Genomic DNA, 23,101 nt, shown 5'->3' with positions numbered 1-23,101 from the left:
GTGGTTTGCAATATTTTAAAGCAAGAGTCTGTAACCATATGGGTGACTGTGGCACAGCAACGTCAACTTTAGTAAATGCTAGTTGTGGTGGCGGTGGTGGCGATTTGTAATAAATTAAGCTCAGGCGCTGTTAGAGTATAATAATGACCAATATCATCTGAGCGTACAATAAACGGTTGACTTAAAATTAAAATAATTGAGATATAAAATGAAAATTAACAATCTTTTGATACTTGTAATTATCTGTTTTATTACCGCTTGTCAGGGTGATTCAGAAGGAAAGGAAGAACAAAAAGCTGAACAAAAATATTTACTGGCTGTGGCTTATGATAACAACGCATGGGGGACAAGTCATGCTGGAATTTTTGTTGATATTCAAGGCAACTTTTATCATTATTATCATAATAAAGGGAAGAATGACGGTTATCTTTCTGTAGATGATGTGGCAGAGCAGTCAGAAATTGAACTCACTAAAGTGATGGGTGGGGCTGGTACTTTACTTGAAACTATAGATATTGAAGTTGTCAAGGGCATTCAAAGTATTGCTAGCGAGGTGACTTCTCAATATTTTACTGAATTGCAAAAACGTTGTTCTGACGCTGGAAGTATTCGTTTTTTGAGCTTTAAATTTAATAATGAAACAGAGCTATATACCCCCTACCTTTTGGAAAGGAGAGGGGGAGGAGCTGAAGTCAACCTTTCACCTGCGGCCAAAGAGTTAGTCGATTGGTTAGAGGAAAAATCAAAAGACTATCAGTTAGGTCTTGATTCAGATGATTGCAGTTATATACCTGAAGATTAATATTATATGACTTTACTTTTGGCAAAGTTATTATAAGTGCTATGGCCCAATGGGGGCGTTAGCGCCATAGAGTATATATCCTAATGTCAGCTATCCCTGAAGATAGCTGACATAAAAGTGGAGTTGAACGCTCTAATAATGAGGTCGGCTTTGTGGCATTAGTTAGCGTTAATATGTGAAATAGCACCGTCCGCAATGAGCTTAAAGCGGACTTAGAAATTAATGAATGACTAACTATAATGTACATAAAATGATTATTAGTATTGCTGGCTGAAGATCAGAGGTTTTCACTAAAATGCAATTTCTAAAAAACAAGATAATCTGTTTATCACCTATTAAAAGTCAACTGTCGTATATGATGCCAATATCAAACATTATACTACGTCTGTGGAGCTTCACTCGGTATCGACATACTCGAAAGTAATAATGCCATGATGCCATTGAATGGTCTTGCTGCTATAGGCATCGTCACACCTTATGATGATATACAAGGATGTACTTATGATGTTTCGCAAAAATCATCACCGTTTATCCTGAACATAAAAAAGCCCATGTTTAAATGGGCTTATGATATAACGTTACTCTCTGTGCTTTTACATGCTAGTTTTTAAACACAAATCCTATTTAGGGTCGTAGCAACATCAACAGATACCTTTTGCTGTTGCTCTGCATGCTGGGCAACAGAACTTAAGCCATTAGTGATATCTCGACTCAAAGAGGCAACTTCAGCCATATTGGTATTAACCGCTGCAGTTGATTGCTGTTGCTGTTCAGTGCCACTAGCAATTTGAGAGGTTAAGGCATTAACCTCTTTAAAGACTCGACCTATTTGCTCTAACGCTTCAACAACTTCGGCTGAATGCGTTAAACTGTCTTGCGTCAATGCTTGACCACGCGAAATCGCGGTTACAGCATTCGTTGATTTCTCTTGCAGACCTTCAACCATTGAATGAATTTCAACCGTTGCTTCTTGTGTTCTATGCGCAAGAGCTCTTACTTCATCGGCAACAACTGCGAAACCGCGACCTTGCTCACCTGCTCGCGCTGCTTCTATCGCTGCATTTAATGCGAGTAAGTTTGTTTGGTCGGCAATGCCACGAATAACATCCAGAACAGAACCGATATTTGAACACTCTGTTTGCAGTAGCGCTAAGTCTGTCGCCATTTCGGTAACTTCTTTAGAAAAAGCTTCAATGGTTTGCTGACTGGTATTTGAAGAAGTTGTCCCTTGCGATAAAATGTCAATAACTTGATTAGTCGTCTCACTTACCTGTGAAGCACTCTCTGAAAGTATACTAGACGTTGACGCAACTTCATCAATAGAGTGAGCCATAAGTTCTATTTGACGGGCAGAATCATCAACGGCTCTCACTGAATCAGTCATTTGTGTGGCCAGTAAAAATGACCCCTCTTTTAACGATTCAGACTCGGTTCGCAATTCAGCAAGCACATCGGATAAGTCTCCAATAAAAGCACTAAGCTCATTGGTGACTTGAGCGAGTTCATCATTACCTTCATCAACTAATGGGCCAGGAGGCGCCTGCTTGGTACTCACCACAAGCGTTAAGTAATGAAGTAACTTTGTTAATCGAGACGACAGCTGACTTTGAGTAAATATATAACCTGATATTAATTGGGCAATCACTAATAGAGACAATATACCGATAACAGACGACTTACTTAACTCATCTGTAAATAGCAAAATAAATAATACAGCTAATAATCCAAAAACAGCAGTCGGTATAAGTAATTTCACGCTTAAGCGAGTAAACATAGAGTATCCATGATGTTAGTTTAAAAAAAATAGCTGAGATTAAAGCTACTTGTCTTTATTTCCTTATAAATTACCTATTATTTAGCAGTTTTGCTAATAATATTTACTAATTTATACCATTCGACAAAAATCAGCTGTTATTTTAACGATACCAAGTAACAATTGATTGTCGAACATTCAACGTTAACCGCCAGCACTTATAATATAATGATAGGTGCTGGCGGATAAATAAAAAGAGAAAGACAATAAATAGTTTAGCTAAAATCAAAGCCAAACTTTATTTTTATTGGGACATAAACCATTTAATTTTCCCTTTATAACGACATGATTAAAAGTCTTAGCTATTTGCTTTGCTTAAATTCACCTAAATCGCCCTTTTTTAGCTAATAGATAAGTTGATTTCTTCTTAGTCAGCACACCAAACTCAGCTACTTTGATTGTTTTTCTTTTTAGTACAACTGCTTTAGTTTTTGTATTGCTAAAATTGTCGCTCACATACGGTTGAGATGACTCTGCCTAGTTAAGTTTTCATAATATCGGCAGTTATGGCTAAGTGCCCAACTAAATGGATATACATCATAAATAATTGATATCACATTTATCTTTCACTTTTTGGTGTATTCTCATAAAATCAATGAATAGATTATTTAACAAGGCATTCCGTGACTTCAATTCAACATTTGTTCGACAATAATCAGCAGTGGGCTGAAAAGATAAAAAAAGCAGACCCCGATTTTTTTAAACGCTTGTCAGAACAACAAAAACCGGAGTATTTATGGATAGGTTGCTCTGATTCAAGAGTACCAGCCAATGAATTGCTCGGTATGTCTCCAGGCGAAGTGTTTGTTCATCGTAATATTGCTAATCAAGTTATCCATACCGATTTAAATTGCCTTTCTGTTATTCAATTTGCTGTAGAAAACCTAAAAGTTAAACATATAATAGTATGTGGTCACTATGGCTGTGGCGGTATTACAGCATCAATTGATAATAAGCGTCATGGGCTAATCGATAATTGGTTAGGGCATATTAAAGATGTTTATCGTTTTCACAAAGAGCGCCTTGATGCCGTTGAAGACCAGCAAACAAAGGTCAACTTACTTTGTGAACTCAATGTGATTGAGCAGGTAGCCAATGTTTGTCATACCACCACATTAGTCAGTGCCTGGAATGCCAATCAAGATGTCACCGTACACGGCTTTGTCTATAATATACACGACGGTATTTTGAAGAACTTAAACGTTTCTTCTAATGGTAAATAACCAATGACCTTAATAATGCCTGACTCACCTAACAGTAAACAACCTTTTGCTTGTGGCGAAGTCGCTTTAGTTGGCGCGGGTCCTGGCGATCCTGATTTATTAACCATACAAGCTTTTCGTTTTATTAAACAAGCTGAAGTCGCCATTTATGACCGATTAGTAAGTGCTGAAATATTAGCGTTATTACCCGAAAATTGTCAGCGAATTTATGTCGGCAAAAAACAAGCAGAACACAGAGTACCCCAAGACAAAATTAATCAGCTATTAGTTGATTATGCTAAACAAAACAAAAAAGTTTTACGCTTAAAAGGCGGCGATCCTTTTGTTTTTGGTCGAGGAGGTGAAGAAGCACAATATACCTTAAAAAATGGCATCGCTTGTCATATTGTACCAGGAATGACCGCGGCCTCTGCTTGTACAAGCTATGTAGGTATTCCTTTAACACATAGACAAGTTGCACAAAGTTGCACCTTTATTACTGGTAACGTCCAAGACAATGGTGAATTATCACTGCCATGGCACACACTTAACGATAATAAACAAACCGTTGTCTTTTATATGGGGATCAAAAGCTTACCCATTATCAGTGAGCAACTAATCAAGGCGGGTCGTAAAGCTTCAACACCCGCAGCATTGATTTATAAAGGAACAAATCCAGAACAACAAGTTTACCGTGGTACGTTAGTGGGATTGAACCACTTAGTTGAATTACATGATATAAAACCACCAACATTAGTCATTATTGGTGATGTTATTAACACCTTTGATGAGAAGCGCTTGATGAATTTAGGTTATTTATCACCCGAATAATACTAAACACCCAAAAAATCGTTTAAGAAAATCAAGCTCCGCACTGCGCCAATATTAATCATATTGTTCGGTTTATATTAATAATTATAATAACAATTACCCACTCTTTTGATAATAAAAATAATAGGAATAGCGATTATGCAGGGCACCGAGAATATCCCAGGAACGGTTAACTTTTCAAACACAGGTTTAACGAGTAACGATTTACCAAGATTAGACTCTCTAAAATTTGAAATGTTATCGCCGCTTTATGCAAAAAGTAACCGCTATATCACCTTATTTATCACCCTGTTTATTATAAGTATTTTATTTATCGTTCAGCTACAACACTTTATTACCTTAACTACTGCAGTAAGTAACTTTGTAAGTTATGTTATTTGGGTAATAGCTCTAGTTGGCTTTATGAGTACCCTTTACACTATAGTTGCTGATAAAAGAAAGTTTTACGCACTTCGCCAACAAGATCTTAGTTATCAAAGTGGCGTTATTTTTCTCAAAACTGTTAGCCAACCCATGCTACGTATTCAACATGTAGAGCTAAAGCGTGGTCCTATTGACCGAAAAATAGGTTTGGCTAAACTGCAAGTTTTCAGCGCTGGTGGTGCACTGCACACTTTTGAAATCCCAGGTTTACCGTTAGAGAAAGCAGAGAGCATTCGCCAATTTATTCTTGATCACAAAGATGTTAACCATCATGGATAAATCAACACCGACGCTAGAGAGCGACGGAGAAGTAACAATTCCCCCTCTTGGCTCGAAACAAAACACCAAAGACTGGCAGCGTATATCACCTATCGCTATTATTTATTTTTTAGCAAAATTTGTGATGGGATTTTTAAGTAATATCGTCGTTTTTTTACCCGCATTATATTTAGGTTACGATAATTTTATTGCACATCCCCATTTGTGGCTACCAATAGGTTTAGCCATACTCGCCATTATTATGATCTCGACCTTTTTAAGTTTCTACTTCTTTCAGTATCGATTATATCAGGATCATATTGAAATACGCTCTGGCGTAATTTCAAAGAAATACGTTAATTTACCCTTTGCTAAAATTCAAAACGTAAAACTAGAGCAGCCGTTGTATTATCGACTATTCGGTTTTACCTGCCTCCAGCTTGATACTGCAGGCTCCGCTATGCAAGAAGCTAAAGTCGTCGCTTTAAAAGTAGACTTTGCCGAACAACTTAAAGTAGAAATTTTAGCTCAGCATAAAATAGCAAGTTCAACAGTCGCCGATGCCGAGACCGAAACAGTTAATGACTTAGCATCTAAGGATCAAAACAACGAAACTATTTTAAACACACGTAGTATTACAGACCTTATTATTCATGGCTTAACTAACAACAGAATCTGGATTTTCCTCGGTGGCTTAGCACCATTTTTTGATGATTTTGGTCGCTATATTGTTGAATTTTTTAATGGCTTAGGTATCGACCTTGAAAAATTCTTAACGTTTGCTGATAAACCCATGTGGCAAGTTGGTTTATACGCACTGACCTTAACTTTTATTATTTTATTACCTTTTACCTTATTTTCTATCGCCGGTTCTATTATTACTTTTTACCAGTTCACCTTAAGTAAAGTCGACGATCGTTATATTCGCCGTAGTGGTCTGTTAACCAAGTATGAAGTGATCATGCGGTTATCCCGCCTGCAAATGGTAGTTCGTCAACAAGATTGGCTTGATGTGATACTCAAACGAATTAACCTTAAATTTGAGCAAAGCAATAGTGCTTTAAATCAGTATCAAGCGAGTGCAGAAAATAATCGTATTATTGTTCCATCAATTAATCCTAGCGAATGTTTGGCGTTGGTTAACAACGTATACCCAACTAATAAAATGATGACTGTTGATTATCAAAGCATTAGTAAACGCTTTCTTTTGCGTAATCTTGGCTATATTCTCACCCCGATATTTATTTCACTGTTAGTCTTTTTCATCACTGTTGATAAAACTAATTTATTAATGGCTATAATTCCGGGTTATTTATTTGTTGGTTTGTTAATTTTTATGCGTTGGTTTCGTTGGGGCTATGCTAAAGATGAAGATTTTATTTATATCCGTAAAGGTTATTTTGGCGTCGACTATTACTGTTTTCCTATTTTTAAAACTCAACAAGTTCAGTTTAAACAAAGTTGGTTTCAAAAGCGCCACCAACTCAGTTCAGTAAGCATAGTATTAGCGGCAGGCGCTCAAGATATTCCTTTTATCAAACAGGAGTTTGCCTACCAATTACTTGATAATGCACTTTACCAAGTAGAAAGCAGCCGCAAATCTTGGATGTAACTAAGAGATGAACAGCACTAAAATATTCATTATCGGCTTACCTCGCACCGGCACCACCAGTATTTGTGCCGCTATGCTTGAACTCGGCTATACCGTCGCACACACAGCTTATACGCAAAAAACTTTTGATCATGCACAAGTGATCGCCGATACGCCCATTTTTGCTGATTTTAAACGTCTAGATACATTTTACCCTAACAGTAAATTTATCTATTTGTCCCGTGAGTCACAAAAATGGTTACCGTCGATTAAGCAATTACTTCAACGAATGTATATCAATGTCACCCGAGATGATGGTGGTTTTAATACGATCATTAAACGCTGTTACCAGAGTACATTTTCACCTTTTACGTCAGATAATATTGAAGATGATAATTTTTTATCATTATGCTACCAGCGGCATAAGAGTGAGGTTGGGCAATATTTTATTGCTCGCCCACAAGACTTACTCACTATAGATGTTAGCGAGTCAGACAGTTATCAGAAATTACTCAACTTTTTATCTTTAGCGCAAGGAAATGAGTCGGCAAGCTTTGAGCGGCTCAATACGGGTGGCAAAGTGACCGCCTGGAAAGATTTAATCAATAAAAATAAAATAGCGTCGACCAAGAATGGTCGAATAAGTTTACTAACTTATTTAGATGTATCAGGCGAATAACAACAGCACGTTGAGCTCTATAATAAAGTCAACATACTGCTTTTTCTAACGTTACAAAGCTTCAATTTCAGCGAGTGCTTGACTAAACTCGGCTAAATCTAACTCAACATATGTATTATCATCTGTATCACTAGTTTCTTCTTGCCAGTTAATACCAACAATAACGCCGTCTTCACTAAGGTCTTCTAACCAAAATTCCAACCAGTCACTTAAAGTTATTTTAGTCGGTACATATTCCTGCCATTCATCAACACAATGCTTCTGAGCGAGTTCTTGGCTTGACCATAATGGCATAACTTCAGTGTTTTCAAAATTAATAGAGTCAAGTACCACCCAATCTTCTGCTGACTTTTCTTGCAGTGCCCAGAACGATTGATTGTTTTTAACGTCGACTAAAAAGGTGCTTAAGATTGTTGAATTCATGATTATTGGTATCAATTAATTAATGAGCAGTCTTTAATTATCTCACACCATCTCATTTGCTAATATAACAATTTATTGTAAAAGTATAAAAAATAAGCAAGTATGAATGAATATGGAACAATAATAATAAAAATACTATATGACTGAAGAAGTTAGATTGAAGACATTAAGCATTGATGAATTAGAAATTGGTATGTTCGTTACCACAGTAATGCTTAAACACAGCAAAACAAAAGTAAAAAACCAAGGCAGAGTTAACTCTCAAAGCACAATAATGTCTTTAAAAAAACAAGGCGTTACTCAAGTTATTATCAAACTTGAGTCTGATAAGGAACAAAATAAAAATTTAACAGCTAAAGAAGAGAAATTATCAACTGCAGAGTCAGTGACTTTACCTTGCTCATTAAATGAAGAATTTTCACGTTCGTGTGAAATCTATGATGATAGTAATAAAAAAATTCAGGATTTATTCAACCAAGCAAAAAGTCAAAAAAATCTATCACCACAGGCAATCAGTTTGCTCGCGTCAGAGATAACCAATTCGGTTATTCGTAATCAATATGCCATAACTATTTTAACGCGTATTCGCCATCACTCTACCTATCAATGGGAGCATGCCACTAACTGCGCCATCTTAGTCTGTGGCTTTGCACTTTTCCTTGGCTTAAATAAAGAAACCGCTGAAAAAATGGCATTAGGCGCTTTATTACATGATATTGGTGTTGCAAAAATACCCAAAGGGATCATTGAAAAACCAGATAAACTAACAATTAATGAAATGGATATTGTTAAAAAACACCTTGCATGGGGACATCAGCTTTGTAAAAAAGATGGCTTTAATGATCCTATTATTATGGATATGTTGATTAATCACCATGAACGATTAGATGGTTCTGGCTACCCTAGGGGTTTAAAAAAAGAAAAACTTTCTAAACTTGCTCGTATTACTGCAATTATTGATGTTTATGACGCTGTAACAGGTGATAAAGCTTATAAAAAAGGTCAACAACCCATTAACGCGTTACGTTATTTATTAGCAGAAAAAGGCAAGTTTGATCAGCAACTTGTTCAACAGTTTATTAAATATTTAGGTGTCCATCCGGTGGGCTCACTGGTTAAACTATCAAATGATAAAATAGCCATTGTAGTTGAAGGCAACAGAGCTGACCCGCTAAAACCTAAAGTAAAAATTTTTTATAGCTTAAAACTCCAAAATTATATTAATTCAAAAGATTGCGACCTTTCACTTGTCGCTATTACCATCGTTGGCTCGGCCCGAGCTGAAGACTATAATATTAACATTGCTAAAGTGATACACGACATTGCCAATAAAGCCTAACGTACCTTAAATGTCCTTTTTTAGGCAAAAAAAAGCCGCGTAAGTTACGCGGCATAAAAACATTTGTAAGGGAATAACAAAAGTTTGGTAAGAGCATCGCCCTTAAGAACTAGAGTAATTATACTAATAAACTATTTAATGTAAATACCATACACTAATAAAATTGAAAATTAGCACAATTTTATTTCAAATATCATCTTAATAGTTATTAATAAGCCCTTTTAAACGGTGCTAATCAGTTAATCTTCTTGATAAGACAATAAAAAGCCGAGTAAGAATACTCGGCTTTTAGTTAACAACTTTTATTATCTGATTGATACGTTAAGGCGTCATCTCTTCTTGATCTGCGCCTTCTTTATCAATCACTTCTGGTATCAAGTCTTCTTTAGAAATACCAAAAGCGAGTGCAACTGAGCTTGCTACATAAATAGATGAATAAGTACCAACAAAGACCCCAAACAATAACGCGGTTGCGAAACCATGAATAAGCTCACCACCTCTAAAAAACAGTGCAGCTAATACTAATAACGTGGTTATTGACGTTATAAAAGTACGACTTAAGGTTTGTGTTAACGAAATATTGATAATATCTGCTGGCCCGCCTTCACGTAATTTACGAAAGTTTTCACGAATACGGTCAGATACAACAATCGTATCATTGAGTGAGTAACCTATAACCGCCAATATCGCTGCAAGCACCGTCAGGTCAAACTCAAGTTTTAATACCGAGAACAAGCCCAGTGTTAACAATACATCATGAAATAAAGCAAACACCGAACCTAAAGCGAAACGCCATTCAAAGCGGAATGCTACGTAAACGAGAATACAAATTAGCGCAGTTAACATCGCTAATCCGCCCTGCTCTGCTAATTCATCGCCGACGCTGCCACCCACAAATTCAATACGGCGCATTTCCATGGTTTGCCCTGTGCCTTCTTGTAAGGCACTAAGTACTTCATTACCGAGCATTTCAACGTTTAAACCTTCGCGCTCTGCTAAACGAATAACCACATCACGGCTAGTACCATATAACTGCACAACCGCATCTGGATAGCCATTACTGTCCATTACCGCACGAATTTTGTTTAAATCAGCCGCTTTTTCAAAACCCACCTCAATTAATGTTCCACCCGTAAAATCTAGGCCAAAGTTTAATTTATTGGTCATTAAAGAAAATACAGAAGCAAGCATCAATAAAACACTAAACATCAATGCTCCCTTGCGGTAACTCATAAAGGCGACAGTTTCTTTTAATTGTAAAATTTGCATAAATATCTACGCCCTATATTGAAAGTTTGTCGAGACGTTTTCCGCCCCAAACAGCATTAACTACGGTTCGTGTACCAACAACCGCTGTAAACATTGAGGTAAGAATACCGATAGATAACGTTATCGCAAAACCCTTAATCGGACCTGTACCAACAGCATACAAAATAAGTGCCGCAATAAGCGTGGTAATATTGGCATCAATAATGGTTGAAAATGCTGCCTCATATCCTTGGTGAATAGATTGTTGAATCGACTTACCTTCACGTATTTCTTCTCGTATACGTTCGAATATAAGTACGTTGGCATCTACTGCCATACCAACTGTTAGTACAATACCTGCCATACCGGGTAACGTTAACGTTGCCCCAGGAATTAACGACATCACCCCAACAATTAAGATTAAGTTAGCACCAAGCGCTAGATTTGCTACCACACCAAAAGCACGGTAATAAATAATCATAAAAATAAACACTAAGCCAAAGCCCATTAAAATAGCTTCAAAACCAAGCCTAACATTTTCAGCACCTAATGTAGGTCCAACCGTTCGCTCTTCAACAATTTGAATAGGTGCGACAAGCGCTCCAGCACGTAATAATAATGCTAAATTATGTGCTTCACTTTGGCTACCCGCACCAGTAATGCGGAAGGTTTTACCTAAACGTGCTTGAATGGTTGCTACTGAGATAACTTCTTCTATTTTTTCAAAAATAGTATTCCCTTCAGCATCTTTACGGTCAGTGGGTTTATATTCAATAAATACGGTCGCCATTGGCTTACCGATATTACTTTTAGTCCCATTGGACATTTTTCCACCGCCGGCAGAATCAAGCGAAATATTTACTTGTGGACGGCTATATTCGTCAAAGCTTGAGCCTGCATCAACAATATGATCACCGGTTAGCATCACACGTTTTTTCAATAAAACAGGTTTGCCGTCACGTTCATATAATAACTTAGAGCTCGCTGGCACTCGGCCATTGAGTGCAGCACTTAAATCGCCGTCGGTATCAACGAGTCTAAATTCGATAGTTGCCGTTGCATTTAAAATTTCTTTTGCTTTAGCTGTATCTTGCACGCCGGGTAATTCAATGATGATGTGTTTTTTGCCTTGGCGTTGCACAAGCGGCTCAGAGACACCCAATTCATTAACACGATTACGAATAATGGTAATGTTTTGTTGCAAGGCATATTCGCGAACTTCTTTAATTTTTTCATCGGTCATTTTTGCAGACAAAGTTAAATTATCCGCATTTTCTGACATTAAAAAGTCACGGTAGCGTTTTTTCAAAAAGTCATGTGCTGTAGTTAAGTCTTCCGCATTACGAAACTGAACATTGATGGAGTCGTTCGATTTTTTGACACTGCGGTAACGAATTTTTTCGCCACGTAAATCAGTACGAAAGTCATCAACTAAGGCGTCTTGCGCTTTAACTATCGCTTCACTCATGTTCACTTCCATTAGAAAGCTAACACCACCACTTAAATCTAAACCTAACTTCATCGGTGTACCACCAACACTTGCTAACCATGCAGGTGTTGCCGGCGTAAGATTTAACGCCACCGAAAATTTATCGCCTAAACTTTCCTCAAGCAAATCACGGGCACGAAGTTGTTGCTCGGTATCACTAAAACGGACAAGTAATTGGCCATTTTCAAGCACAATACTTGAGAATGAAATATTATCTGCAGTCAAATCGCTCTTTACGCTATCAAGCGTTGCAGCATTGGCTTCAACGCCACGTAAACCTGAAACCTGCACGGCAGGGTCTTCAGGGTATAAATTAGGTAAAGCATATAAAGCACCAAAAGCGACTATAAATAGCACCATCAGTGTTTTCCATAAGGGGTATTTGTTTAGCACAAGTTCATCCTTTTTATTAACGTTCTTTTAAATCATTGCAGGTTAGTCATAATGCTAAACTTGTTTAGCAAGAAGCTAAGCAAATAACTAACCCACTACGAATTACAATGACTTCATTGTGCCTTTAGGTAATACCGCATTGATTGCTGCTTTTTGAAGAACAACTTCAGTACCTTCAGCAACACTTACTACGATATAATCTTTTTCGTCTGAAACTTTCACAATTTTACCGACGATGCCGCCTTGTGTTAAAACTTCATCGCCTTTTGATAATGCTGACATTAGGCCTTTATGCTCTTTTACACGCTTAGCTTGTGGGCGGTAAATCATAAAGTAAAAAACTAAACCAAAAACGGCTAGCATGATCAACATTGATGTGCCATCGGCACCTGCTGGTGCGCCGGTTGCTGCGTGTGCTTCACTGATAAATAAACTCATAATTTCCTCTGATTTTTATTGTTAATAAATGGATAATTCTTTTAATTTGTGTAAATAGCTATTGTAGTTCTGGAACGGGTAATCCGCGTAACGCATAAAACTCGCTCACGAAGTCGTCTAACTTACCTTGCTCTATAGCCGCACGCAATCCTTTCATAACACGTTGATAAAAATGTAAGTTATGTAAGGTATTTAATTGTGAGCCTAGAATTTCATTACACTTATCTAAATGATGCAAATAAGCGCGTGAATAATTTTTACAGGTATAACAGTCACATTCGCTGTCTAATGGCCCTGTATCTGTTTTGTGGCTGGCATTACGGATTTTAATAACGCCGTTAGTCACAAATAGATGACCATTTCGGGCATTACGTGTTGGCATAACACAATCAAACATATCAATACCACGACGCACACCTTCAACCAAGTCCTCAGGCTTTCCAACACCCATAAGATATCGGGGTTTATTCTCAGGGATCAAGGGGGTGGTGTGATCAAGAATGCGGATCATATCTTCTTTGGGTTCACCTACTGATAAACCACCGATCGCATAACCATCAAACTCGATGTCTTTTAAACCTTTAACAGAAACTTCACGTAAGTCTTCATACATGCCGCCTTGTACAATACCAAACAAAGCTGATTGATTATCGCCATGAGCAACTTTAGAACGCTGTGCCCAGCGTAGTGATAATTCCATCGAACTTTTTGATTCTTCATGTGATGCAGGATATGGCGTACACTCATCAAAAATCATCACAACATCGGCATCTAAACTGCGCTGAACTTCCATTGAACGTTCAGGGGTCAGCATTATTTTATCACCGTTAATAGGAGAACTAAACTTAACCCCTTCTTCGGTAATCTTACGCATTTTACCTAAACTGAACACCTGAAAACCACCAGAGTCAGTAAGAATTGGTTTTTGCCAATTAATAAAATTATGTAAACCGCCAAACTGTTCAACAATTTCAGTACCAGGACGTAGCATAAGATGAAAAGTGTTGCCTAGAATAATTTCAGCGCCTGTTGCCTCAACATCTTCCATTTTCATGCCTTTAACCGTGCCATAAGTCCCTACTGGCATAAACGCTGGCGTTTCTACTGTACCGCGATCAAACGTTAAACGGCCTCGACGTGCTTTACCGTCAGTATTGATTAATTGATACTTCATCTTGCTTTTTACTGGTTTAGTCACTGGTGCTACTGTTTTATCTGTCATATAGACTTTCTCCAAACCCTCTAGCGAAACAGGCTAGCGGTTGTTTATTATAAATTATTAAACGCTTTGTATGTCATCTTAAATATTGTAATCTTTTTTCGTTAAAAACATCGCATCGCCATAACTGAAAAAACGATATTTTTCATGCACTGCATGTTGATATGCAGACATCATGTGTTCGTAACCCGAGAAGGCGCTAACGAGCATTAACAGTGTTGACTCTGATAAATGAAAATTAGTGATTAAGGCATCAATCACTTGAAATTCATATCCTGGGGTAATAAAGATATCAGTGTCACCATAAAAATCGCTAAGCGGTAAAGCTTTATCTTTAGCCACCTTAGCGGCACTTTCTATAGAACGTACCGATGTTGTACCAACTGCGATAACGCGACCGCCATTCGCTTTTGTAAGGGCTATCTGTTGAACAACTTCGTCAGATACTTCAACATACTCAGCATGCATAATATGGTCGGCTATTTCATCGACTTTTACTGGCTGAAAAGTACCCGCGCCAACGTGTAAGGTAATAAAAGCGAGATCGACACCCTTAGCTTTTATTTTTTCTAATAAATTTTCATCAAAATGTAAACCTGCGGTAGGTGCAGCAACCGCACCAGGTTTTTCATTATAAACAGTTTGATATCTTTCACGATCGCTGTCTTCATCAGGACGGTCTATGTACGGAGGTAATGGCATATGGCCAATTTCTTCAAGCACAGATAAAACTGATTGTTCACCCTGTATTTCTAATTCAAATAGAGCACCATGGCGACCAAGCATAGTCGCAGAGACTTTGCCTTCTAGAATAAGTTTGTTACCCACTTTTGGTGACTTACTGGCACGAATATGAGCAAGAAAACGTTTTTCGTCGAGGATCCTTTCAACCAAAACTTCAATTTTCCCACCACTTTCTTTTTGTCCAAACATACGTGCGGGTATTACGCGGGTATTATTGAAGATAAGTAGATCACCAGCATTAAGTTGTTCAATAATGTCGGTAAATCCAAGATCAAGGATTTCACCACTATTACCGTTAACAGACATTAAACGACTTGAGGTACGATCCGCTTTCGGATATCGGGCAATAAGTTCTTCGGGTAAATCAAAAGAAAAGTCAGCTACGCGCATGTAAATACCAATTATAATATCTATTTTAAGAGAATAAAAAACGCGTAATTTTAGTGTTCAGCGCCAACAATAGCAAGTAATAACGCCGATACAGTGGCAATAAAGGGTCAAGAGACCTTAAATATAAAACAGCTCTGTATTTACCTTGTTTATAATCATCATATTGGAAACTTTATCTCCCCTTTTTGACAATTTACCGTATGCTGAGATTATCGATAAATTTATAGTTGAAAATATCATGAACAATATTGCTTTTGCTCTCGCTAAAACCATCCTGAATGGCTTTGAGCGACATATCTATCTTTTTAGTGAAATTACTCAATCCGCAAAAAAACGCTTTGAACTCTGCCAATGGCAAGCGGTTCAAGATGCAGCAAAAAGTAGAACAGACTTTTATGATAAACGTGTTGAAGAAACACTTGAGACCATTAAAAAAGATTTTTTTGTCTCGAATCTTGACGAGCTTTTATGGCAAAACGTTAAGGTAAGTTACGTCGATTTATTAAAAGAACACCATCAACCAGAGCTAGCAGAGAGTTTTTATAACTCTATCTTTTGTCATTTATTTGAACGTAAGTACTACCACAATGCTTTTATTTTTGTAAAAAGTACCGTTGAAAAAATAGAAAACATTGCCAGTCCGGTTATATACACGCGCTATTTGCCAAGTGAGTTAGGCCTAGAGCAAACTATTGCGGCTATTATGAATAATGCCAACTTCAACATTCCCTTTGTTAACTTAGAAAGAGACATGAAAAGTCTTATAAAGTCTTTTCGCGTTCAAGCACATAAAACACGATATAAACTTAGCGAATTGAAGTTCGATATTCTTGATTTTATATTCTATCGTAACAAAGGGGCTTATATTATTGGTCGCGTTATTTCTCCTGGCGGTGAAACACCTTTTATTGTCCCTATTGTTAATAATGAAAAAGAAGGAAAAGCAGCAGGATTATACATAGATGCTTTGTTAACCGAAGGGGCAAATATGGCGGTAGTTTTCGGTTTTGCCCGCGCTTACTTTTTTGTCGACTGTCAGCACCCTTTTGCTTTAGTGCAATTTTTAAAACGCTTAATTCCTCATAAAACCTTAGCCGATTTATATTCAGCCATTGGTTTTCATAAACAAGGTAAAACACAGTTTTATCGCGATTTTCTCAATCACCTCGACGCAAGTGATGACAAGTTTGAATTAGCTGCAGGTATTAAAGGTATGGTGATGTCAGTATTTACCTTACCCTCTTACCCTTATGTTTTTAAAATTATAAAAGATAAATTTGCCCCAAGTAAGACCATGACTAAGCAAGAAGTTAAAGGAAAATATCGCTTAGTTAAATTACATGACCGAGTTGGACGAATGGCTGACACCATGGAATACTCTGAAGTTGCTTTTCCCAAAGACCGTTTTAGTGAAGAATTATTAACAGAGCTGCTCAATGTTGCTCAATCTATTATTCGTTTTGAAGATGAATTAATTATCATCAAACATTTATATATTGAGCGTCGTATGACACCGCTCAATTTATATTTAGCTAAAGCGAGTGATGAGGAAATTGAAGAAGCAATGTATGGCTATGGCAGCGCGATCAAACAGTTAATTGCTGCCAATATTTTCCCCGGCGACATGTTACTCAAAAACTTTGGCGTAACCCGACACGGACGAGTCATATTTTACGATTATGATGAAATAACCTATATGGATGAAGTTAACTTTAGGGTGAAACCAGAAGCCATTACCGAGGAACAAATTTATGCAGCAGAACCTTGGTACTCGGTAGCACCTGGCGACATGTTTCCAGAGGAAATTGCGACTTTTGCGTTGGCAAATAAGAAATACCGCAATGCTTTTTTATTACATCATGCCGATTTGTTAGAAGCCAGTTTTTGGCAACAATGCCAAAAAAGTGTGGCTACGGGTAAATTTGAAGATGTATTCCCCTACCCAGAGGCACTACGTTTTTGTAATAATTAATATTGTATCTGTGATTGTTTGCTTTACCTGACAATAATTGAGTTTAAAACAAACGCAATGTTGTTATTTTAAGCAAACAGTCATTTATTTCATTTTTTTTGACTTTAGCGCTTTACCTTTGCTATTGCTTGCGTATAATTCGAATCCGTTGCAGGGGTGTAGTTCCAATTGGTAGAACAGCGGTCTCCAAAACCGACGGTTGGGAGTTCGAATCTCTCCACCCCTGCCAATTATTTTCTTAGCTATTTCTAGCTAAGATCAATAGTATTATCTTTATAAATCATCGTAAACCTAATAGTTACTCAGTCATATCTAAATAAGAGCGGTCGTTATACTTATTAAAGTATAATTTATATTTAGGTGAAGAAATAAAAATATAACCTATAATATATTTATTGCTTCTAATAATATCTGACTGGAATAATTTGACACTTTTTAGTACTGTGCCCCAAATAAAATCACCCTCTTTATTATTTTCTTTATATTTTATAATATTTAGCGCTGTTGCCACAGAAATAACCAGTGAAGTAAATTTAGATACCGATTATCAGTCTATCCGTAATAATACGTCGATTTCATTTCAAGAAAAAGAAAATAGCTATACTAAACTGCTTGAACAAGTAACGCCGTTTGAAAACAAGCGCTTTGAAGCACTAATTATTAATCAGTTGCATTACAATGCTATCTTACAAGGAGATACTGTTAATGCTCAACGATGGCTAGATCGCTTTAAAAAAAACCTTAATCAAATCATTTCAAAAAAATCCTTACTCGCGTTAAATCTTCTATTAAAAAAAAATCAGCTGCTTGAGTTACAAAATGATCAACAACATCTGCCAGCATTAAAGATTTCCTTGGCGTTATTTAATCAGATGAACAACGTAATAATAAAAAAAAATAACAGTATTTTAAATGATGATGTCTACCTGACCAACCGAGATGTTGCTGAAATTAATAATTTAACTGGTATTTCGTATTTCTCAATTGGCGACTATGACCAAGCACAACAGTATTTTATTACTAGTTTGCGTTTATATGAAGACTTGCAGGCTTTACAAGGTGTCGCGGCGGCGCTTAATAATTTATCCCTAATTAGCTGGGCACAAAAAGATTTTCATGCTGCCTTAAAATATTTAGAGAGACCTATAGAGATATCACAACAGCTTAACGACAGTGCGCTTTATATCATTAACATTTCAAATCAAGGTATTTATTATACTGATCTCAAACAGTTTGAGAATGCAATCGTATCCTATAAAAAAGCGATTAATCACCCTGACAGTAAATATTTTCCTAAAGAGACATTAGGCGCCATTATTGGTCTCGCCGATGCCTACATTACAATTAATGAATTAACATTAGCAAAAAAGCAATTAGAAGAAGCGTTGCAATTAACTGCAGCAACCAAGAATAAAAAATCACAAATTAGTGCGGAAGGCTTTATTGGCGATATTTATCTACTGCAGGGAGAGCCTCTTCGAGCGTTAGCCATTTATAATCGCGCATTACTTTACTATCAGGAGACCAAACTTCAACAACTTGAAGCAGAGACTTATAAACGCATCAGCAAAGCTTATCAAGCGCAGAAAAAATGGCAACAAGCCTTTAATTTTTATGAAAAACATATCCTGTTAATTAATAAACTTAATGACGAAGCACAGCAAAAATCAATCAGGGTCCTACAAAATCAATATAAAGCAGAAGTAAAACAGAAAAAGATCAACTTATTACAAGCTGAAAATCAATTACAAACATTAGAGCTACAGTCAGCAAAAAGTCAAAGTGTTGTGACCATTGTTATTAGTCTATTTTCCTTAATCATTTTATTACTTACGGTAAATCGTCATTATATACGAAAAGAAAAAGTACGTTTAACACGCCACAATAATCAAATCAGAGCCAATGAAGAACAGTTGATGTTATTGTCTATTGCTTTTAAGAATACGGCTGATGCGGTATGGATAACCAATAAAGACTTCGAAATTGAAGTAGTAAACAATGCTTACGTGACACATACCCACAAGCATAAATCTGAAGTAATAGGTCAAAAGGTAGTTTTTGCAGAAATAAATGGCCAGCCTGCTGATTTATCTGAAAAATTGCGCGCTCAGGCTATGGTGCATGGTAGTTGGTTAGGGGAGCTTTTTGATCAAAAATCTACCGGTGAAATTTATAGTTTAGAATTAGAGATTGAAGCGATAACAAACGATAATAATGAAATTATCCATTATCTTGGTGTTTTTAGAGACATTACTGAAAAAGTAAAAATACAACAGCAATTAAGTAAGCTTGCTACCCACGATGATTTAACCGAATTGCCGAATAGAACCCTATTGCATGAATTGATTGTCCAATCTTCTTTGAACTCTCAGCGCTCTCAAAAGTCACCAACCGTACTATTACTTGATGTAAATAGTTTCAAAAAAATTAATGACACTTATGGCCATAGTGCCGGTGATGAAGTTATCCGTGAAATTGCCGATCGTTTAAGTACGGTATTATACCCAAAAGACGTTATTGCACGTATTAATGGTGCTGAATTTTGTATTTTAGTTGAGCTTTCTGACCCTAATTATGGCGCTATCGCTGTTGCACGGAAAATACTGTCTTGTTTTGACACTGCATATATATTTGATGACCACCAGTTGCCTGTTACCGCAAGCATTGGCATTACTCGATACCCTGAAGATGCTGATGTTCCTCAGGAGCTATTAAGAAAAGCAGCGTTGGCAATCTTTGATATTAAAGCTCAAAAAAAGAATAATTATCAATTTTTTGAACAGCGCATGAACAGTGAAGTTGCAGAACAATTAGCGCAAGAACAAAAGCTACTCACAGCAATAAAAAATGAGAGCTTTGAATTTTATTATCAACCCTTTGTTGATACTAAATCTGGCTTGATTTCGGGGGCAGAGGCCTTAATCCGGTGGGTTGAAGCGGACGGTAATATTATTTACCCTGACAGTTTTATTCCCTTTTCTGAAAAGCTTGGTCTAATAGACCAACTTGATAAAATCGCAATAAATAAGGTCTTCGCTCAAGTTGCTTTATGGCAAAAACAAGCGTTAGACTTTGGACCTATTGCCATTAATTTATCAGCAAAAATGTTTTCTGATTCAGCAGCCCTTATTGCACTTTTAAAAGCGAAACTAAACCAATATGGCATTTCTCCCGCCAGGATAAAAATTGAAATTACTGAAGGCATGTTACTGGATAAAATAGATATCGCTATTTTAACCATGCAACAGCTTAAGGCACTTGGCTTTAAGCTTTCATTAGATGATTTTGGTACAGGTTTTTCTTCTTTAAGTTACTTAAAACAATTTCCTATCGACATTCTCAAGATTGACCGTTCGTTTATTATGGGAATGCATGAATCTTCAATCGATCAAAGTATTGTTCGCTCTATTATTAACTTGGCTAATAATTTAAATTTAAGTGTTATCGCAGAAGGCGTGGAATTAAGTGAGCATTTAGCGTTTCTCCAACAATTAAACTGTCAGGAGTATCAAGGTTATTATTTCAGTAAAGCCATTGGTTTTAAAGAGTTAGAGCAACTAGTCATGACTCAAATCAAAACGCTATAAAGTACAATGGCTTTATCTTTTAATTTGCGATTAATTGAGAGTCACAGGATTAATACACCACCAATAATAACGGGTATATTTGGTATTAAGTGAAAATTCTGTCATTATGTGCTTCTTACTTACGCTATGCTTTATCGCCTTAATTTATGACCATGACTAAAAGACAGTTTTCGCACTTGCAGGCTATGGGTATTGAACTTTGGCAGTTAAAAAATAGCGAAAAAACGAAAAATAGCGACCACCCTCTTTATCTAGACATAGAACTTGCTACATTAGTTGATACTCATATATTTACCGACATCCTGCATTCTTTAGGTTGCTCTATTGGTGAAGTAAGTTGCAATAATAATGCCTTATCGATAGGTTTATTAACCTGGCAATTTAGTGAACAGACTGATATATCACTAACAAAGCATCACTTGGTTACCCCGTCGATTAACGTTTTGAAAAATTCTCCGCTATTAAAACAAACACTTTGGCAAAAACTACAAGAAATTCAATAACATGACTTTTAGCTATCATAAAGTATCAAATAACGACGTAGACTTATTAATCCCTATAGAGAATGCTTGTCACTCTCACCCATGGAGTGAAAAAACCTTTAACAGCTGTATTGGCGCGCGATATTTTGGTCATTACTTACAAGTGGATAATGAGTTAGTGGGGTTTTATATTGGCGAGCATGTCGCTGGTGAAGCAACGTTAATGGATGTTTGTGTATTACCAACACTGCAGGGCATGGGTTATGGTAAAGCATTACTAGAACACTTTTTTATGCAATCAAAACAACTTAACAATACCGTTATTTGGTTAGAAGTTCGAGCAAAAAACATCAGTGCTCAAATGATGTATATCAATAGTGGTTTTATTGAAACTGGCAGAAGAACAGGTTACTACCCAAGTGCCTCTGGTTTCGGTTATGAAGACGCTATAGTCATGAAGAAAGTGCTCTAATACCTAATAAAGCAGGCATAAATAAGATTCCAGTTAATAGGGTTCAGTAAAAAAACTGCTTCAATAGTAAGGGCGATAAGAGTTAAAACCATCATACACAAAACAAAATAAAGCCTCTTTAATCATGACAATTAAAGAGGCTTTTACATATCACGGTTTCACGAATAAGCGTTTAAGCTATTCAAACAAGTAAGTAAACTACCAATTTTCAACACCTTTCATGTCTGGTAATTCATGGGCGATACCCTTATGACAATCTATACAGGTTTTTTCGCCAGAAGCCAGTGCACTTGAGTGCATTTTAACACTGCGATTACCTTGTTCTGAAAAGTCCATGTACTCAAAGTTATGGCAATTACGACATTCCAGTGAATCATTCTCTTTCATGCGTTTCCATTCACGTTCTGCCAATTCACGGCGATGATCTTGAAACTTTTCTCTTGTGTCGATCAAGCCAGTAAGCATACCCCAAACTTCTTTACTCGCCGCAATTTTACGAACGATTTTATGTGTCCATTTTTTGGGAACATGGCAGTCAGGACAAGTTGCACGAACCCCCGAACGGTTAGAGTAATGAATAGTTTCTTTGTATTCTTCATAAACATTATCTTCCATTTCATGACAACTAATGCAGAACTCTTCGGTATTGGTCACTTCAAGGGCGGTATTAAATCCCCCCCAAAAGATAACACCGCCAGCAAAGCCGATAGCTAAAATAAACCATAAGGCGGCACTGCTTGGCGACTTTAAATACGAAAGTAAGCTTTTTATTTTTGATTTTTTGGTCATGTTAATCCCCTAAATTACGTTTAGATAAACCATTATTTAATCATTACCTAACGATTCAACGGGTTTAAAAAGATTATCAACTAACTCAGGTGCATCAGCTTGTGTAACATGGCATTGAGAACAAAAGTAGCGACGCGGAGAAACATCTGACAGTGTTTTACCGTCACGTGTTTCAAAGTGCGTTAAACTTATTTTGGTTGCGCCGGTTTCTCTCGCATATTTCCAACCATGACAAGTTAAACACTTATTACTGTCTTTATTGACCCGATAACCACGTGTTTGATGAGGCACAACAGGTGGTTGATGCACATAATTACGCTGAATAGGATTTTTATCTTTAATGACACGTTTAAGCGCTTCTGCACTTTTGGTTTCATTAATTTTAGCTATGCCACGAATAGTCTCTAAACCGCCTGTCGTTACTTCTTGATAAGCTTGTACGCTTAATGCCATGGCTAAACTGGCTGTTATCATTATTATTGATAATATTTTCATTTTTTACCTCTACCCGGTAGAT

Annotated in this window: 20 protein-coding genes and 1 tRNA gene; 12 read left to right on the top strand and 9 right to left on the bottom strand. The window is 36.8% G+C overall.

The features are described from left to right. The first annotated feature begins 208 nt into the window (after positions 1-208). Positions 209-802 carry a hypothetical protein gene (locus tag H4J75_RS16400; protein WP_182222718.1) on the top strand — a complete coding sequence of 198 codons (594 nt, stop codon included), beginning with the start codon at positions 209-211 and terminating at the stop codon, positions 800-802. 607 nt (positions 803-1,409) lie between these two features. On the opposite strand, the gene H4J75_RS16395 is transcribed toward H4J75_RS16400, so the two are convergent. After that, entirely contained in the window at positions 1,410-2,576 is a 1,167-nt protein-coding gene (locus tag H4J75_RS16395) for a methyl-accepting chemotaxis protein (RefSeq protein WP_182218333.1), read from the bottom strand. 662 nt (positions 2,577-3,238) lie between these two features. Here H4J75_RS16395 and can point away from each other — a divergent pair. The 5 genes from can to H4J75_RS16370 all read left to right on the top strand — a co-directional run bounded on the left by can (position 3,239) and on the right by H4J75_RS16370 (position 7,599). Next, on the top strand, positions 3,239-3,838 hold the full coding sequence (gene can, locus H4J75_RS16390) for a carbonate dehydratase (protein ID WP_070376043.1): 600 nt from the start codon (positions 3,239-3,241) through the stop codon (positions 3,836-3,838). Between the two features lie 3 nt (positions 3,839-3,841). Continuing rightward, the gene (gene cobA, locus H4J75_RS16385; RefSeq protein ID WP_182222717.1) at positions 3,842-4,648 is read left to right on the top strand and encodes a uroporphyrinogen-III C-methyltransferase; all 807 of its coding nucleotides are present in this window, start codon (positions 3,842-3,844) and stop codon (positions 4,646-4,648) included. 138 nt (positions 4,649-4,786) lie between these two features. After that, complete coding sequence (locus H4J75_RS16380) at positions 4,787-5,350, top strand: PH domain-containing protein (RefSeq protein WP_259366440.1); 564 nt, start codon at positions 4,787-4,789, stop codon at positions 5,348-5,350. Beyond that, positions 5,343-6,941 carry a PH domain-containing protein gene (locus tag H4J75_RS16375; protein WP_259366441.1) on the top strand — a complete coding sequence of 533 codons (1,599 nt, stop codon included), beginning with the start codon at positions 5,343-5,345 and terminating at the stop codon, positions 6,939-6,941. Before H4J75_RS16380 ends, H4J75_RS16375 begins: the two co-directional genes overlap by 8 nt. A gap of 7 nt (positions 6,942-6,948) precedes the next feature. After that, complete coding sequence (locus H4J75_RS16370; RefSeq protein WP_182218318.1) at positions 6,949-7,599, top strand: sulfotransferase; 651 nt, start codon at positions 6,949-6,951, stop codon at positions 7,597-7,599. 51 nt (positions 7,600-7,650) lie between these two features. Here the strand turns inward: H4J75_RS16370 and H4J75_RS16365 are convergent, their stop codons facing one another. Next, on the bottom strand, positions 7,651-8,022 hold the full coding sequence (locus H4J75_RS16365) for a DUF2750 domain-containing protein (RefSeq protein ID WP_070376038.1): 372 nt from the start codon (positions 8,020-8,022) through the stop codon (positions 7,651-7,653). Positions 8,023-8,179: 157 nt separating this feature from the next. On the opposite strand from H4J75_RS16365, the gene H4J75_RS16360 reads away from it, so the two are divergent. After that, positions 8,180-9,361 carry an HD-GYP domain-containing protein gene (locus H4J75_RS16360; RefSeq protein WP_182231392.1) on the top strand — a complete coding sequence of 394 codons (1,182 nt, stop codon included), beginning with the start codon at positions 8,180-8,182 and terminating at the stop codon, positions 9,359-9,361. A gap of 321 nt (positions 9,362-9,682) precedes the next feature. On the opposite strand, the gene secF is transcribed toward H4J75_RS16360, so the two are convergent. From secF to queA, 5 genes are all read right to left on the bottom strand, one after another. Then, entirely contained in the window at positions 9,683-10,630 is a 948-nt protein-coding gene (gene secF / locus H4J75_RS16355) for a protein translocase subunit SecF (protein ID WP_070376037.1), read from the bottom strand. Between the two features lie 13 nt (positions 10,631-10,643). After that, positions 10,644-12,491: a protein translocase subunit SecD gene (gene secD / locus H4J75_RS16350; protein WP_182218315.1), complete on the bottom strand. Its 1,848-nt coding sequence runs from the start codon at positions 12,489-12,491 to the stop codon at positions 10,644-10,646. 102 nt (positions 12,492-12,593) lie between these two features. Beyond that, positions 12,594-12,929, bottom strand: coding sequence for a preprotein translocase subunit YajC (yajC, locus tag H4J75_RS16345; protein WP_182171028.1), 336 nt, complete (start codon positions 12,927-12,929; stop codon positions 12,594-12,596). Between the two features lie 58 nt (positions 12,930-12,987). Further along, positions 12,988-14,103, bottom strand: coding sequence for a tRNA guanosine(34) transglycosylase Tgt (gene tgt / locus H4J75_RS16340; protein WP_182222720.1), 1,116 nt, complete (start codon positions 14,101-14,103; stop codon positions 12,988-12,990). A gap of 126 nt (positions 14,104-14,229) precedes the next feature. Next, the gene (queA, locus tag H4J75_RS16335; protein ID WP_182222715.1) at positions 14,230-15,282 is read right to left on the bottom strand and encodes a tRNA preQ1(34) S-adenosylmethionine ribosyltransferase-isomerase QueA; all 1,053 of its coding nucleotides are present in this window, start codon (positions 15,280-15,282) and stop codon (positions 14,230-14,232) included. A gap of 238 nt (positions 15,283-15,520) precedes the next feature. Here queA and aceK point away from each other — a divergent pair, with 238 nt between their 5' ends. The 5 genes from aceK to rimI all read left to right on the top strand — a co-directional run bounded on the left by aceK (position 15,521) and on the right by rimI (position 21,795). Continuing rightward, positions 15,521-17,254, top strand: coding sequence for a bifunctional isocitrate dehydrogenase kinase/phosphatase (gene aceK, locus H4J75_RS16330; RefSeq protein ID WP_182218311.1), 1,734 nt, complete (start codon positions 15,521-15,523; stop codon positions 17,252-17,254). Positions 17,255-17,406: 152 nt separating this feature from the next. After that, positions 17,407-17,483: transfer RNA gene (locus tag H4J75_RS16325), tRNA-Trp, on the top strand. Between the two features lie 196 nt (positions 17,484-17,679). Beyond that, positions 17,680-20,841, top strand: a complete 3,162-nt coding sequence (locus H4J75_RS16320; protein ID WP_182222714.1) for an EAL domain-containing protein — start codon at positions 17,680-17,682, stop codon at positions 20,839-20,841. A 152-nt stretch (positions 20,842-20,993) separates the two neighbouring features. Then, positions 20,994-21,344 carry a DNA polymerase III subunit psi gene (locus H4J75_RS16315; RefSeq protein WP_182222713.1) on the top strand — a complete coding sequence of 117 codons (351 nt, stop codon included), beginning with the start codon at positions 20,994-20,996 and terminating at the stop codon, positions 21,342-21,344. Position 21,345: 1 nt separating this feature from the next. After that, positions 21,346-21,795 (top strand): ribosomal protein S18-alanine N-acetyltransferase, encoded by a 450-nt coding sequence (gene rimI, locus H4J75_RS16310; protein ID WP_182222712.1) that lies wholly within the window; start codon positions 21,346-21,348, stop codon positions 21,793-21,795. A gap of 198 nt (positions 21,796-21,993) precedes the next feature. Here the strand turns inward: rimI and H4J75_RS16305 are convergent, their stop codons facing one another. Both H4J75_RS16305 and H4J75_RS16300 read right to left on the bottom strand, forming a co-directional pair. Continuing rightward, complete coding sequence (locus H4J75_RS16305) at positions 21,994-22,584, bottom strand: NapC/NirT family cytochrome c (protein WP_182217601.1); 591 nt, start codon at positions 22,582-22,584, stop codon at positions 21,994-21,996. Between the two features lie 36 nt (positions 22,585-22,620). Next, entirely contained in the window at positions 22,621-23,079 is a 459-nt protein-coding gene (locus tag H4J75_RS16300; RefSeq protein ID WP_182217599.1) for a nitrate reductase cytochrome c-type subunit, read from the bottom strand. Positions 23,080-23,101 lie beyond the last annotated feature (22 nt).

This window comes from Colwellia sp. BRX10-1 (assembly GCF_014077545.1).
Lineage (GTDB): Bacteria > Pseudomonadota > Gammaproteobacteria > Enterobacterales > Alteromonadaceae > Colwellia_A.
Note: the sequence above shows the minus strand (reverse complement) of the source record. Positions and strands in the feature narration are given on the sequence as shown.

Bases quoted from the DNA above. Each gene is read 5' to 3' on its own strand.
- H4J75_RS16375 (WP_259366441.1), top strand. From the start codon at position 5,343: ATGGATAAATCAACACCGACGCTAGAGAGCGACGGAGAAGTAACAATT.
- H4J75_RS16370 (WP_182218318.1), top strand. From the start codon at position 6,949: ATGAACAGCACTAAAATATTCATTATCGGCTTACCTCGCACCGGCACC.
- cobA (WP_182222717.1), top strand. From the start codon at position 3,842: ATGACCTTAATAATGCCTGACTCACCTAACAGTAAACAACCTTTTGCT.
- secF (WP_070376037.1), bottom strand. From the start codon at position 10,630: ATGCAAATTTTACAATTAAAAGAAACTGTCGCCTTTATGAGTTACCGC.
- yajC (WP_182171028.1), bottom strand. From the start codon at position 12,929: ATGAGTTTATTTATCAGTGAAGCACACGCAGCAACCGGCGCACCAGCA.
- H4J75_RS16380 (WP_259366440.1), top strand. From the start codon at position 4,787: ATGCAGGGCACCGAGAATATCCCAGGAACGGTTAACTTTTCAAACACA.
- H4J75_RS16300 (WP_182217599.1), bottom strand. From the start codon at position 23,079: ATGAAAATATTATCAATAATAATGATAACAGCCAGTTTAGCCATGGCA.
- H4J75_RS16365 (WP_070376038.1), bottom strand. From the start codon at position 8,022: ATGAATTCAACAATCTTAAGCACCTTTTTAGTCGACGTTAAAAACAAT.
- H4J75_RS16315 (WP_182222713.1), top strand. From the start codon at position 20,994: ATGACTAAAAGACAGTTTTCGCACTTGCAGGCTATGGGTATTGAACTT.
- H4J75_RS16395 (WP_182218333.1), bottom strand. From the start codon at position 2,576: ATGTTTACTCGCTTAAGCGTGAAATTACTTATACCGACTGCTGTTTTT.
- queA (WP_182222715.1), bottom strand. From the start codon at position 15,282: ATGCGCGTAGCTGACTTTTCTTTTGATTTACCCGAAGAACTTATTGCC.
- tgt (WP_182222720.1), bottom strand. From the start codon at position 14,103: ATGAAGTATCAATTAATCAATACTGACGGTAAAGCACGTCGAGGCCGT.
- H4J75_RS16400 (WP_182222718.1), top strand. From the start codon at position 209: ATGAAAATTAACAATCTTTTGATACTTGTAATTATCTGTTTTATTACC.
- H4J75_RS16305 (WP_182217601.1), bottom strand. From the start codon at position 22,584: ATGACCAAAAAATCAAAAATAAAAAGCTTACTTTCGTATTTAAAGTCG.
- rimI (WP_182222712.1), top strand. From the start codon at position 21,346: ATGACTTTTAGCTATCATAAAGTATCAAATAACGACGTAGACTTATTA.
- aceK (WP_182218311.1), top strand. From the start codon at position 15,521: ATGAACAATATTGCTTTTGCTCTCGCTAAAACCATCCTGAATGGCTTT.